At 57.2% G+C, this 13,651-nt stretch carries 13 protein-coding genes and 1 other RNA gene; 8 read left to right on the top strand and 6 right to left on the bottom strand.

The genetic code is table 11. From position 1 onward, the window contains the following. The first annotated feature begins 90 nt into the window (after positions 1 to 90). The 3 genes from nadK to bamE all read left to right on the top strand — a co-directional run bounded on the left by nadK (position 91) and on the right by bamE (position 3,206). Positions 91 to 969 carry an NAD(+) kinase gene (gene nadK, locus A1WC_RS06405; protein WP_002914158.1) on the top strand — a complete coding sequence of 293 codons (879 nt, stop codon included), beginning with the start codon at positions 91 to 93 and terminating at the stop codon, positions 967 to 969. Between the two features lie 86 nt (positions 970 to 1,055). Beyond that, positions 1,056 to 2,717, top strand: coding sequence for a DNA repair protein RecN (gene recN / locus A1WC_RS06400; protein ID WP_016161654.1), 1,662 nt, complete (start codon positions 1,056 to 1,058; stop codon positions 2,715 to 2,717). 147 nt (positions 2,718 to 2,864) lie between these two features. After that, a complete protein-coding gene (gene bamE / locus A1WC_RS06395) occupies positions 2,865 to 3,206 on the top strand; it encodes an outer membrane protein assembly factor BamE (protein WP_008806098.1) in 342 nt (113 codons plus the stop codon). A gap of 69 nt (positions 3,207 to 3,275) precedes the next feature. On the opposite strand, the gene A1WC_RS06390 is transcribed toward bamE, so the two are convergent. Next, a complete protein-coding gene (locus tag A1WC_RS06390; RefSeq protein WP_004145682.1) occupies positions 3,276 to 3,566 on the bottom strand; it encodes an RnfH family protein in 291 nt (96 codons plus the stop codon). Next, positions 3,556 to 3,993 carry a type II toxin-antitoxin system RatA family toxin gene (locus A1WC_RS06385; RefSeq protein ID WP_008806099.1) on the bottom strand — a complete coding sequence of 146 codons (438 nt, stop codon included), beginning with the start codon at positions 3,991 to 3,993 and terminating at the stop codon, positions 3,556 to 3,558. The genes A1WC_RS06390 and A1WC_RS06385 overlap by 11 nt, the downstream gene beginning before the upstream one ends. A 149-nt stretch (positions 3,994 to 4,142) precedes the next feature. Between A1WC_RS06385 and smpB the strand changes: the two genes are divergently transcribed. Together smpB and ssrA are read left to right on the top strand one after the other, a co-directional pair. Beyond that, positions 4,143 to 4,625, top strand: a complete 483-nt coding sequence (smpB, locus tag A1WC_RS06380) for an SsrA-binding protein SmpB (RefSeq protein WP_002914164.1) — start codon at positions 4,143 to 4,145, stop codon at positions 4,623 to 4,625. Positions 4,626 to 4,769: 144 nt separating this feature from the next. Next, positions 4,770 to 5,132, top strand: a transfer-messenger RNA (tmRNA) gene (gene ssrA / locus A1WC_RS26610). A 279-nt stretch (positions 5,133 to 5,411) separates the two neighbouring features. On the opposite strand, the gene A1WC_RS06375 is transcribed toward ssrA, so the two are convergent. Both A1WC_RS06375 and A1WC_RS06370 read right to left on the bottom strand, forming a co-directional pair. Beyond that, on the bottom strand, positions 5,412 to 6,212 hold the full coding sequence (locus tag A1WC_RS06375; protein ID WP_016161655.1) for a hypothetical protein: 801 nt from the start codon (positions 6,210 to 6,212) through the stop codon (positions 5,412 to 5,414). A 134-nt stretch (positions 6,213 to 6,346) separates the two neighbouring features. Next, positions 6,347 to 7,231, bottom strand: coding sequence for a LysR family transcriptional regulator (locus A1WC_RS06370; protein WP_016161656.1), 885 nt, complete (start codon positions 7,229 to 7,231; stop codon positions 6,347 to 6,349). A gap of 210 nt (positions 7,232 to 7,441) precedes the next feature. Here A1WC_RS06370 and A1WC_RS06365 point away from each other — a divergent pair, with 210 nt between their 5' ends. After that, positions 7,442 to 8,014, top strand: coding sequence for a flavin reductase family protein (locus tag A1WC_RS06365; protein WP_016161657.1), 573 nt, complete (start codon positions 7,442 to 7,444; stop codon positions 8,012 to 8,014). Between the two features lie 19 nt (positions 8,015 to 8,033). Here A1WC_RS06365 and A1WC_RS06360 read toward each other — a convergent pair whose 3' ends face one another. Further along, complete coding sequence (locus A1WC_RS06360; RefSeq protein ID WP_048268071.1) at positions 8,034 to 8,387, bottom strand: helix-turn-helix domain-containing protein; 354 nt, start codon at positions 8,385 to 8,387, stop codon at positions 8,034 to 8,036. A 333-nt stretch (positions 8,388 to 8,720) separates the two neighbouring features. Between A1WC_RS06360 and oqxA the strand changes: the two genes are divergently transcribed. Together oqxA and oqxB are read left to right on the top strand one after the other, a co-directional pair. Next, positions 8,721 to 9,896, top strand: a complete 1,176-nt coding sequence (gene oqxA, locus A1WC_RS06355; protein WP_008806106.1) for a multidrug efflux RND transporter periplasmic adaptor subunit OqxA — start codon at positions 8,721 to 8,723, stop codon at positions 9,894 to 9,896. 23 nt (positions 9,897 to 9,919) lie between these two features. Then, the gene (gene oqxB / locus A1WC_RS06350) at positions 9,920 to 13,072 is read left to right on the top strand and encodes a multidrug efflux RND transporter permease subunit OqxB (protein ID WP_016161658.1); all 3,153 of its coding nucleotides are present in this window, start codon (positions 9,920 to 9,922) and stop codon (positions 13,070 to 13,072) included. A 67-nt stretch (positions 13,073 to 13,139) separates the two neighbouring features. On the opposite strand, the gene A1WC_RS06345 is transcribed toward oqxB, so the two are convergent. Then, the gene (locus tag A1WC_RS06345; RefSeq protein ID WP_008806108.1) at positions 13,140 to 13,619 is read right to left on the bottom strand and encodes an RrF2 family transcriptional regulator; all 480 of its coding nucleotides are present in this window, start codon (positions 13,617 to 13,619) and stop codon (positions 13,140 to 13,142) included. Positions 13,620 to 13,651 lie beyond the last annotated feature (32 nt).

Genomic DNA, 13,651 nt, shown 5'->3' on the forward strand with positions numbered 1-13,651 from the left:
TAACTTCGCTTATTATGGGGATCAGTTTCCGGGTTTCAAGGGAAGCGGACAGATTGTCACTATTTCATTTAACGCAAGGACATCCAGATCATGAAGAACCATTTCAAGTGTATCGGCATTGTGGGACATCCTCGTCACCCCACCGCCCTGACCACACATGAAATGCTCTGGCGCTGGCTGTGCAGCAAAGGGTATGAAGTGCTGGTTGAACAGCAGATCGCCCATGAACTTCAGCTCAGCAACGTGAAAACCGGCACGCTGGCGGAGATTGGCCAACAGGCCGACCTCGCGGTGGTGGTGGGCGGCGACGGCAATATGCTCGGCGCGGCGCGGACCCTGGCCCGTTACGACATTAACGTCATCGGCATTAACCGCGGCAACCTCGGCTTTCTCACCGACCTTGACCCGGACAACGCCTTGCAGCAGCTCGCCGACGTGCTGGAAGGCCACTACATCGCCGAGAAACGCTTTCTGCTGGAGGCCCAGGTGTGCCAGCAGGATTGCCAGAAACGCATCAGCACCGCCATCAACGAAGTAGTGCTGCACCCCGGCAAAGTGGCGCATATGATTGAGTTCGAAGTCTATATCGACGAAGTCTTTGCGTTCTCTCAGCGCTCTGATGGCCTGATAATCTCCACCCCGACCGGCTCCACCGCTTATTCATTGTCGGCCGGCGGCCCGATCCTCACCCCGTCGCTGGACGCTATCACCCTGGTGCCGATGTTCCCGCACACCCTTTCAGCGCGACCGCTGGTGATCAACGGCGACAGCACCATCCGCCTGCGCTTCTCTCATCGCTGCAGCGATCTGGAGATCAGCTGCGACAGCCAGATTGCCCTACCGATCCAGGATGGCGAAGACGTTCTCATTCGCCGCTGTGATTATCACCTCAATCTGATTCACCCTAAAGATTACAGCTATTTCAATACATTAAGCACCAAGCTCGGCTGGTCGAAAAAATTGTTCTGATTTACATCGCTGCCTCTTTACTGGATAAAAAACCAGTCTATACTGTACGAAAACACAGTATTGGTTTTTCATACAGGAAGGCAGCTATGTTGGCGCAACTCACCATCAGTAATTTTGCTATCGTTCGTGAACTGGAAATTGATTTCCACAGCGGCATGACCGCCATCACCGGGGAAACCGGCGCCGGGAAATCCATTGCCATCGACGCGCTGGGGCTGTGCCTCGGCGGCAGAGCGGAAGCCGACATGGTGCGTCGCGGCGCCACCCGCGCCGACCTGTGCGCGCGCTTCGCGCTGAAAGATACTCCGGCCGCCCAGCGCTGGCTGGAAGAGAACCAGCTGGAGAGCGGGCGTGAGTGTTTACTTCGCCGGGTGATCAGCGCCGACGGCCGTTCGCGCGGCTTTATCAACGGCACCGCCGTCCCGCTCTCGCAGCTGCGCGAGCTGGGCCAGCTGCTGATCCAGATCCACGGCCAGCATGCGCACCAGCTGTTGACCAAACCCGAACACCAGAAAACGCTGCTCGACGGCTATACCGGTGAGTATGCGCTCACTCAGCGCATGGCCGAGCATTACCGCCAGTGGCACCAGAGTTGCCGCGAGCTGGCCCTGCACCAGCAGCAGAGCCAGGAGCGCGCCGCCCGCGCCGATCTGCTGCAGTATCAGCTTAAAGAGCTGAACGAATTTAACCCACTGCCGGGAGAATTCGAGCAGATTGACGAAGAGTACAAGCGTCTGGCCAACAGCGGCCAGCTGCTCAGCACCTGCCAGCACGCCCTGACGGTACTGGCGGACGGCGAAGAGGCCAATCTGCAGAGCCTGCTTTATACCGCGAAGCAGCTGGTCAGCGAGCTGGTGGGTATGGACAGCAAGCTTTCCGGCGTGCTGGATATGCTGGAAGAGGCGGCCATTCAGCTCAGCGAGGCCAGCGACGAGCTGCGCCACTATCACGACCGTCTGGATCTCGATCCGAACCGTCTGTTCGAACTTGAGCAGCGGATTTCCCGGCAAATCGCGCTGGCGCGTAAACACCAGGTAATGCCGGAAGAGCTGCCGGCGGTTTATCAGGCGATGCTGGAAGAGCAGCGTCTGCTGGACGATAGCGCCGACTCGCTGGAATCCCTCAGCCAGCAGGTGGTCGAACATCATCAGCTGGCGCTGGAGACCGCGCGTCAGCTGCACGCCCTGCGCCAGGCCAGCGCCGACGAGCTGACCCAGCTTATCACCGAGAGTATGCACTCACTTTCGATGCCGCACGGGATCTTCGCGATTGAGGTCGCTTTCGATGAACGCCATCTCACCGCCGACGGCGCCGATCATATTGAGTTCCGCGTCACCACTAACCCCGGTCAGCCGCTGCAGCCGATCGCGAAAGTAGCCTCCGGCGGCGAACTGTCGCGTATTGCGCTGGCGATTCAGGTGATCACCGCGCGTAAAATGGAAACCCCGGCGCTGATCTTCGACGAAGTGGACGTCGGCATCAGCGGCCCGACCGCCGCCGTGGTCGGCAAGCTGCTGCGCCAACTGGGCGAGTCCACGCAGGTGATGTGTGTGACCCACCTGCCGCAGGTTGCGGGCTGCGGCCACCATCATTTCTTTGTCTGCAAAGAGACCGATGGCGAGATGACCGAAACCCATATGCAGCCGCTGGATAAGCGCGCTCGTCTGCAGGAGCTGGCTCGCCTGCTGGGCGGCAGCGAGGTCACGCGCAACACCCTGGCGAACGCGAAAGAGTTGCTTGCGGCGTAAACTTTTTGATTTTCACAGGGTCATAGTGAACAGCAAATTGCCTGCTGACCTGCAGCCGGAGGTTTCCATCGGCGCGAAGGTCTATTATTATCGGCATATTACAGATGAGCCACGTACTGCTCGGGCCCAAAAAGGAATCAAATCACTATGCGCTGTAAAACGCTGACTGCTGCCGCAGCGGTTCTTCTTATGTTGACCGCAGGCTGTTCCACTCTGGAACGAGTGGTTTACCGTCCTGACATCAACCAGGGTAACTATCTGGCACCTAACGATGTAGCAAAAATTCGTGTCGGTATGACGCAACAGCAGGTTGCTTATGCTCTCGGAACGCCAATGATGTCGGATCCGTTCGGCACCAACACCTGGTTCTATGTATTCCGTCAGGAGCCGGGCCACGAGAAAGTGACTCAGCAGACCCTGACCCTGACGTTCAACAGCGGCGGCGTGTTAACTAACATTGATAACAAGCCCGCGCTGACCAGTCAGTAAGGCCCGGAAAAGCAAAAAGCGCTCAGTGAGCGCTTTTTTTATGGCTGATAGCCGGTCTGCTGCTGTGGGTTACTTCGCAGCGCTTTTCTCTGCCCGCTGGCGACGCAGTTCTTTCGGGTCTGCGATCAGCGGTCGATAGATTTCGACCCGGTCGCCGTCGTGAACTTCGTCATGCAGCTTAACCGGACGACTGTAGATACCCAGCTTGTTCTTCGCCAGATCGATATCATCACGCAAGGCCAATAGCCCGCTGGCGATAATCGCCTGCTCGACCGTCGCTCCCTCATCCAGGGTGACTCGCTGCAAATACTGCTTTTCAGGCAGCGCGTAGGCGACTTCAACACGAATATTAGCTGGCACTGTAGACCTCTTTGGCGCGCGAAGTGAACGCCTGCACCATGTTGGCGGCCAGCTCTTTGAAGACCCGGCCAAAGGCCATCTCAATCAGCTTATTGGTAAACTCAAAATCGAGATGGAACTCGATTTTGCACGCCTCGGGGCTCAGCGGAATAAACTTCCAGCCGCCAATCAGTTTCTTGAACGGGCCATCCACCAGGCTCATCAAAATGCTCTGGTTGCTGGTCAGTGTATTCCGGGTCGTGAAGGTCTTACTGATGCCGGCTTTGGACACATCAACCGCCGCCGTCATTTGCGTCGGCCCGAATTCCAGCACGCGGCTACCGGTGCAGCCTGGCAGAAAATCAGGATAGGACTTCACATCGTTTACCAGTTGATACATCTGTTCCGCGCTGAAAGGCACCAGCGCAGTACGGCTAATCTGAGGCATAGCAGGTTCCACATTTAAACACAGTGCAAATAATATCATTTATCTGCTGCTAAAAAAAACGCTGTGCCGCAACTCGTGCTAAGATGCGCAGTACACCTCGCAGGATGCGATCGAGGTAACTGTGTATAAGACGATGACTTCAGGACATTATGACTAAGAAAAAAGCCCACAAACCTGGATCAGCCACCATTGCGCTGAATAAACGCGCCCGTCACGAATACTTTATCGAAGATGAATACGAGGCTGGTCTCGCCCTGCAGGGCTGGGAAGTCAAATCCCTGCGTGCAGGCAAAGCCAACATCGGCGATAGCTATGTCATCCTGAAGGATGGCGAAGCCTTCCTGTTCGGCGCCAACTTTACGCCCATGGCCGTAGCTTCCACCCACTATGTGTGCGACCCGACGCGCACTCGTAAGCTGCTGCTTAACCAGCGCGAACTCGACACGCTGTACGGCCGCATTAACCGCGAAGGTTACACCGTCGTCGCCCTGTCGCTGTACTGGAAGAACGCCTGGTGCAAAGTGAAAATCGGCGTCGCCAAAGGTAAGAAACAACACGACAAGCGTACCGATCTGAAAGATCGTGAATGGGCGCTGGATAAGGCGCGTATTATGAAGCACGCCGGACGTTAATTTCCCCTCCCCGAGGGCCAGCTCTCGCTGGCCCTTACGCTATATCCTTGTTGATGCTGCTTTTTCGTCCACCCTGCTGAAATAATCCTGCGTGATGGGGCTGGTAACGACATTCACAAATCTGTTATACTTGACCTACACATTGGGGCTGATTCTGGATTCGACGGGATTTGCGAAACCCAAGGTGCATGCCGAGGGGCGGTTGGCCTCGTAAAAAGCCGCAAAAAATAGTCGCAAACGACGAAAACTACGCTTTAGCAGCTTAATAACCTGCTCTGAGCCCTCTCTCCCTAGCTTCCGCTCTTAAGACGGGGATCAAAGAGAGGTCAAACCCAAAAGAGATCGCGTGGATGCCCTGCCTGGGGTTGAAGCGTTAAATCTAATCAGGCTAGTTTGTTAGTGGCGTGTCTGTCCGCAGCTGGCAAGCGAATGTAAAGACTGACTAAGCATGTAGTGCCGAGGATGTAGGAATTTCGGACGCGGGTTCAACTCCCGCCAGCTCCACCAAAATTCTCCATCGGTGATTACCAGAGTCATCCGATGAAGTCCTAAGAGCCCGCACGGCGCAAGCCCTGTGGGCTTTTTTGTGCCTTGAATTTATCCCGCGAAGTCCGAAGAGAACTCATTAAATCCGAACCTTTTAGGCCCATTGATAGGCCCAACGAAAAGCTCTGTTGTTTTCGCGCTACCAATTACCCGCCAACCCCCCCTCTCAGAATTAGACCTCCCACGACACTCGCACAACCCTTTCACCCTCCGGCCGCGTCCGCGGCCGGAGAGATAGATTTACCCCTTGGCAGAATACACGTCCAGCATGGCAAGGACCGCCCGACGCGCTGCATCGTCTGCGATATTGTCAGGCAACGCATCAGCCCGCAGAGTGACATAAGCGTCAGCAGCCCTTCGAATGGCAATCCCGACGGAGTGACGATCGTGCGTTGCCAGGGTGGAAGTCAGCAGGCCATCGGGATCAATGCCGAGGGCTTCTATTCGGCGAACGCCGCGTTGCGGTAGATTGGCGCGACGGAACAGCATCGGCCCCAGCACTTGTTCCCGGAAGAAGGACAGCATCCCCAGCGCTTCGAAGAGTTCGCCCCTGCCCAGTTTAACCACGGCATAATGCAGCCAGATCCAGGCTCGGGACTCAAACCACTCCGGCGTCATGTTCGGCCAGTGCGCGCTAAATTTTGCCAGCTGTCGCTCGAGAGCATCGCTATCACGGGTAAATAGCACGGCAGGCTCCTCAACGCGCTGAGTGAGCATGTCCAGGGTGATAAATTTCAGATCGACATGCAGAAGTTCCGGGCCAAACAGGCAGATCAGCAGGCGAGGCTCACCGACGTGTTCCCCGGTGAAAGCATGTAGCAGATGGCCGAGCGTTCCGGCGAACGCCATACGCTGAGCCATGATTTCGTCATAATAGAGAGGGTCGACCACCACCACGAAATCCAGATCGGAGTATTGATCAAACCCGCCATGGATAAACGAGCCGCCGGCGAGAAGGGAGTGGATCCGCGAATCAGACTGTAATTTAAGCTTCAGTTGCTCTGCAAAACTTCTGTGTAAATCGGGTAGCGTATTAAGCATACTTTTTCCTGTTCACAAAAAAGACAAAGCATTACAGAATATCCAGCGATTCATCAGCAGACCAGATATTTCTGCTGGAACCCTCCCCTCCCTGGCGGGGCTCCCGACGCGCTATATCGGAAGCAATACCTCCCTCAAACCACCTCGTTCATCCACTCAGCAAACGCCCGTACAGCGGGAGAGAGAAAGCGCTGGTGCGGATAGAGCAATGTGACGGGTACCGGGGGCGGCTGCCAGTCCGTCAGCACTTCCACCAGTCTCCCCTCCTGCAGGTGGTCAGCAACGATATTCTCCGCCAGCTGCGCCAGCCCGAAGCCCGCCAGGCACATTTTTATATAGAGCCCCGTTTCATTCACCGCGGCGTTGCCGCTGACGGGTACAGAAAAGGTCTCGCCGTGGCGAACAAAGCGGAACTCATCGGCCCGTCTCGCCTGGCCGGAAAAATAATGCACCGCCCGGTGCTTAGAGAGCGCCTCCGGTGACGACGGCACGCCATATTCCCTGAGATAGTCCGGCGACGCGCAGGTTACCCAGCGAAAGCGGCCCAGAGGGCGGGCCACCAGGCTGGAGTTGTTCAGCTCTCCCATGCGTATCACGCAGTCGACACCTTCCTGAATCAGATCGACCTGCCGATCGCTGACGCCGATCATCAGGTAGATATCGGGATAGCGCCGGTAAAAGTCCGGCAGATGCGGCATGACGATGAAATGCGCGATGCCCGCGGGCATATCAACCCGCAGGCGCCCCTGAGGCCGCGCGACAGACTCGCTCAGGCTGGATTCGCTATGTTCGATTAGAGCGAGAATTTCCCGGCACTGCGCCAGATACTGCATCCCTTCCGGGGTAAGGCTCACCCGCCTTGTGGTCCGGTTCAGCAGCCGCACCTTCAGGTATTTCTCAAGGTTTTTAATGGTACTGGTGACAGTGGAGGCAGGCAGGGAAAGGGTTTCCGCGGCACGCACGAAGCTCCCTGCCTCCGCGACGCGCATAAACATCTGCATAGCCTGGATACGATCCACCTTCTTTCTCTCCTGAAGCAAGCAACTTACCGACAGACGGCATGATTATTCGTTAATTATGAATAATGAAAACAATTTACGCACCTTTTTGCGCTTAATCGACTGGCGTATCGTTGCACGGTGGATTACGAAGGGGGCCCGAAAATGAACATGCCCTCAATAAATATCCAGAGAATCATAACGTTAAATAACACGCATAAAGGAAAAACCATGTCCGTTCAGCCTGTCGAATTAAGTAAGGCCTATCGTTTATTGCAGGTCGGGTCCACCACCATGATTTCCGCAAAATATAATGGCGTCGAAAATGTCATGTCAGCCGCCTGGGTTGGGCTGGCAGGCGAGCGAAAAGTGGTGGCCTATATCGGCCCCCAGGCCTTCACTCGTCAGCTGGTGGAAAAGAGCGGCTATTACGTGGTGCAGATCCCCGTAGTCAGCCAGATGGCAACCGTCCTTTACGCTGGCGGGCGCAGCTATGCCGACGCGCCGGATAAAAATGACTCCATCCCCTTCATTTATCAGCCGGGGTTCGACATCCCCCTCGTGGCAGGCTGCGCGGGCTGGCTGGTGTGCAAAGTGATGCCCTACCCGGACATTCAGCAACAGCACAATCTGTTTATGGGCGATATCGTCGCCGCCTGGAGCGATGATCGGGTATTCCGTAACGGACACTGGATTTTTGATGATGCGCCGGACGAGCTGCGGACCGTTCACTATGTCGCAGGCGGGCAGTTCTATGCCATCGGCAAAGGCAGCAAATTTGATCATGGACCGGGTCAGGACTGATCCTCCCCGGTCATGAAGATCACTGACGAGATGCCTGCCCTGCAGAGCGGCTGATACTCCGGCGCCAGACGCCGGGCGCCTGGCCATACTGGCGCTTGAAGCTGCGGTTGAAGGATTGCTGGGAGTCAAAGCCGAGGGCGATCGCCACGTTGAGGATCGGCTCGTTGCTGTGGGCTAAGCGTTCGACCGACTTTTGCAGCTTTTGCGCCCGAATATATTCTCCGAGGGGCTGCCCGGTATGTTCTTTGAAGATCCGCTGCAGGTGCCACTTCGAATAGCCGGATCGTCGGGCAACGGTGTCAATATCCAGACGGCTATCAAGATGGTTGTCGATCCAGTCGATCAGATCCTGAATGATGGCGCCAGTGTTCATCATGTTACCTCCGCGCAGCCGGTTAAAAGCATCTTTGTCAGTTGCATTTAAAGGTGGCCTGTTTTTACACAAAATGCAAGTTTTATTGTTACATTTAAATCCACGCCGGGATCGCGGTTTTTGTCTCCAGCCAGGACCGCACATAAAGTGCAACAATTATTCTTGCACTTAGTTAAGCGCCTTCCTACAATCGCCGCGATAGTGTATTCGAAATTGTTACAGTTTTGTGGCGATGATCGACACAAATGGCCTTAAGCCAGCCCGGACAAAGGAAGTGGCGCGGCCTCTCACGCTGCGTCTTGCCCGGCGGCTACAATTACCGGAATAAAAATAATGAGCCTGCAAAAAACCTGGGGAAACATTCACCTGACCGCGCTCGGCGCGATGATGCTCTCCTTTCTGCTCGTCGGCTGCGACGACAGCGTCGCGCAAAACGCCGCGCCTCCCGCCCCGACGGTCAGCGCCGCTAAGGTGCTGGTGAAGTCGATCAGTCAGTGGGATAGTTTTAACGGTCGCATTGAAGCGGTGGAGAGCGTTCAGCTTCGCCCTCGCGTCTCGGGATACATTGATAAAGTGAATTACACCGACGGTCAGGAGGTGAAAAAGGGCCAGGTGCTGTTCACCATAGATGACAGAACCTATCGCGCCGCGCTGGAGCAGGCGCAGGCGACGCTGGCGAGAGCCAAAACGCAGGCCAGCCTGGCGCAAAGTGAGGCGAACCGCACCGATAAATTAGTCCATACCAATCTTGTCTCCCGTGAAGAGTGGGAGCAGCGCCGGTCAGCCGCGGTTCAGGCGCAGGCTGATATTCGCGCCGCGCAGGCGGCAGTGGATGCCGCGCAGCTTAACCTCGACTTCACCAAAGTGACCGCCCCTATTGATGGCCGCGCCAGCCGGGCGCTGATCACCAGCGGTAACCTGGTCACCGCGGGCGACACCGCCAGCGTGCTCACCACTCTGGTCTCGCAGAAGACGGTGTACGTCTACTTTGACGTCGACGAGTCAACCTACCTCCACTATCAAAACCTCGCCCGCCGCGGGCAAGGGGCGTCCAGCGATAATCAGGCGCTCCCGGTGGAGATTGGCCTGGTTGGCGAGGAGGGCTACCCCCACCAGGGCAAAGTGGATTTTCTCGATAATCAGTTAACGCCGAGTACCGGCACCATCCGCATGCGCGCGCTGCTGGATAACTCGCAGCGTCTGTTCACACCGGGGCTGTTTGCCCGCGTGCGTCTGCCGGGCAGCGCCGAGTTCAAAGCCACGCTGATCGACGACAAAGCGGTACTGACCGATCAGGACCGTAAATACGTTTATATCGTTGATAAAGATGGTAAAGCGCAGCGACGTGATATTACCCCGGGGCGTCTGGCAGACGGTTTACGCATCGTTCAGAAGGGGCTGAACCCTGGGGATAGCGTCATCGTCGACGGGTTACAAAAAGTATTTATGCCGGGTATGCCGGTGAATGCCAAAACCGTTGCCATGACCACCAGCGCCGCCCTCAACTGATCCCTAATCAGAGAATCCAACACATGGACTTTTCCCGCTTTTTTATCGACAGGCCGATTTTCGCCGCGGTGCTGTCGATTTTAATTTTTATCACCGGGTTAATCGCTATCCCGCTGCTGCCGGTGAGCGAATATCCGGACGTCGTCCCGCCGAGCGTCCAGGTGCGCGCGGAGTATCCCGGCGCCAACCCGAAAGTGATTGCCGAGACCGTGGCGACGCCGCTGGAGGAAGCGATCAACGGCGTTGAAAACATGATGTACATGAAATCGGTCGCTGGCTCCGACGGTGTGCTGGTCACCACCGTCACCTTCCGCCCGGGTACCGACCCGGATCAGGCGCAGGTTCAGGTGCAGAACCGGGTCGCGCAGGCGGAAGCGCGTCTGCCGGAGGATGTACGCCGTCTGGGCATCACCACCCAGAAACAGTCTCCGACGCTGACCCTGGTGGTGCATCTGTTTTCGCCAAACGGTAAGTACGACTCGCTGTATATGCGCAACTACGCCACGCTGAAAGTGAAGGATGAGCTGGCGCGCCTGCCCGGCGTCGGCCAGATCCAGATTTTTGGCTCCGGTGAATATGCGATGCGCGTCTGGCTGGATCCCAATAAGGTCGCGGCCCGCGGTCTGACAGCCTCGGATGTGGTGACGGCGATGCAGGAGCAAAACGTCCAGGTGTCTGCCGGACAGCTTGGTGCCGAGCCGCTGCCGCAGGAGAGCGATTTCCTGATCTCCATTAACGCCCAGGGCCGTCTGCATACCGAAGAAGAGTTTGGCAATATCATTCTGAAAACGGCGCAGGACGGCTCGCTGGTCCGCCTGCGCGACGTGGCGCGCATCGAGATGGGTTCCGGTAGCTATGCGCTGCGCTCCCAGCTCAACAATAAGGATGCGGTCGGGATCGGTATCTTCCAGTCGCCGGGGGCTAACGCCATCGATCTGTCGAACGCGGTACGCGCCAAAATGGCTGAACTGGCCACCCGCTTCCCGGAAGATATGCAATGGGCGGCGCCGTACGACCCGACGGTTTTCGTGCGCGACTCCATCCGCGCGGTGGTGCAGACGCTGCTGGAAGCAGTGGTGCTGGTGGTGCTGGTGGTGATCCTGTTCCTGCAGACCTGGCGCGCGTCGATTATCCCATTGATCGCGGTGCCGGTATCGGTGGTGGGTACCTTCAGCATTCTCTATCTGCTGGGCTTCTCGTTGAATACCTTGAGCCTGTTCGGGCTGGTACTGGCTATCGGTATCGTGGTGGACGACGCCATCGTGGTGGTGGAGAACGTTGAGCGTAATATCGAAGAGGGGCTTGCGCCGCTTGCCGCGGCGCATCAGGCGATGCGTGAGGTCTCCGGGCCGATTATCGCCATTGCGCTGGTGCTGTGTGCGGTGTTCGTGCCGATGGCGTTTCTCTCCGGGGTCACCGGCCAGTTCTACAAACAGTTTGCGGTGACCATCGCCATCTCGACGGTGATCTCGGCCATCAACTCGCTGACGCTCTCCCCGGCGCTGGCGGCCCTGCTGTTAAAGCCGCACGGCGCGAAGAAAGACCTCCCTACCCGGCTGATCGATCGTCTGTTTGGCTGGATTTTCCGTCCGTTTAACCGCTTTTTCCTGCGCAGCTCGAACGGCTATCAGGGGCTGGTGAGCAAAACCCTCGGACGCCGTGGCGCGGTGTTTGTGGTGTATCTGCTGCTGCTCTGCGCCGCTGGGGTGATGTTTAAAGTCGTCCCCGGCGGGTTTATTCCCACCCAGGATAAGCTGTATCTCATTGGCGGCGTGAAGATGCCGGAAGGGTCGTCGCTGGCGCGCACCGACGCGGTGATCCGCAAAATGAGCGAGATCGGGATGAATACCGAAGGGGTCGATTATGCGGTCGCTTTCCCGGGGCTTAATGCGCTGCAGTTCACCAACACGCCGAATACCGGGACGGTCTTTTTTGGCCTGAAACCGTTCGACCAGCGCAAACACACGGCGGCGGAAATTAATGCGGAGATCAACGCCAAAATCGCGCAAATCCAGCAGGGCTTTGGCTTCTCCATCCTGCCGCCGCCGATTTTAGGACTGGGTCAGGGTTCCGGCTACTCCCTGTACATCCAGGATCGCGGTGGGCTGGGCTATGGCGCGCTGCAAAGCGCGGTGAATGCGATGTCCGGGGCGATTATGCAGACGCCAGGGATGCACTTCCCGATCTCGACTTACCAGGCTAACGTGCCGCAGCTGGACGTGCAGGTCGATCGCGATAAGGCGAAAGCGCAGGGGGTGTCGCTAACCGATCTGTTCGGCACGCTGCAGACCTATCTCGGCTCGTCTTATGTCAATGACTTTAACCAGTTCGGGCGTACCTGGCGCGTGATGGCCCAGGCCGATGGGCCATTCCGCGAGAGCGTGGAAGATATTGCTAATCTGCGCACCCGCAATAATCAGGGCGAAATGGTGCCGATCGGCAGTATGGTGAATATCAGTACCACCTACGGGCCGGATCCGGTGATCCGCTACAACGGTTATCCAGCGGCGGACCTGATTGGCGATGCCGATCCGCGGGTCCTCTCTTCTTCACAGGCGATGACGCATCTGGAGGAGCTGTCGAAGCAGATCCTGCCGAATGGGATGAATATTGAGTGGACGGATCTCAGCTTCCAGCAGGCCACCCAGGGCAACACGGCGCTGATCGTCTTCCCGGTGGCGGTGCTGCTGGCGTTCCTCGTGCTGGCCGCTCTGTATGAAAGCTGGACCCTGCCGCTGGCGGTGATCCTTATCGTGCCGATGACGATGCTCTCCGCGCTGTTTGGCGTCTGGCTGACCGGGGGCGATAACAACGTCTTCGTGCAGGTGGGTCTGGTGGTCCTGATGGGCCTGGCCTGTAAAAACGCCATTCTGATCGTCGAGTTTGCCCGCGAGCTGGAGATCCAGGGGAAAGGCATCATGGAAGCGGCGCTGGAGGCATGCCGCCTGCGTCTGCGCCCGATCGTGATGACCTCCATCGCCTTTATCGCCGGGACCATTCCGCTGATCCTCGGCCACGGTGCAGGAGCGGAAGTCCGCGGTGTCACCGGGATCACGGTGTTCTCCGGGATGCTGGGCGTGACGCTGTTTGGTCTGTTCCTGACGCCGGTGTTTTACGTGACGCTGCGGAAACTGGTGACCCGCAGGAAGCCGGTCCAGGAGGATCAGCCCGCCTAGCCTGCAGCAGATAACAAAAAACCGCCTTCACATTTGAAGGCGGTTTTTTTTCGTCACCAGAAAATGATTAATGCGCTTTTTTAAAGCGGGCGATCATTTCCGGCACCGGGTCGCAGCCGCTGCTATCGCCATTTTTGACCGCCTCCAGCGCGCTGGCCACGGTGTGACGAGCAAGGACGTTTAGCGAAGCCTGCTCTGCTTCATCGGCAATCGATTTGAAGTACCAACAGGCGTTGGCGCTGACTACGCAGCGAGCCGGAACTTCAGGACGCGACGCCCACAGCTTTTTATCTTCAATAACCGAAAGATAGATATCACGCAGGGTGATCTTGTCCGCCGGGCGGCCAAGATGAATAGAGCCGTTGCGGCCAAGCGTGGAGACGATGATGCCGTCACGAGTAAGCGGAACCATTAGTTTACGGATAAAGCTCGGGTTCGCTTCCAGGCCGTAGGCCAGAATCGCACTCGTCGAACGTTCACCCATCTGCTCCGCCATTGCTACGCTGAGAACCATCTGCAAAGCTGTCGGGAAGCGGTAATCTAACATGGTATTGTCCTGGGTTGCGGTGAATCTTGTTC

It is taken from the genome of Klebsiella sp. KTE92 (assembly GCF_000398905.1).
GTDB lineage: Bacteria > Pseudomonadota > Gammaproteobacteria > Enterobacterales > Enterobacteriaceae > Klebsiella > Klebsiella variicola.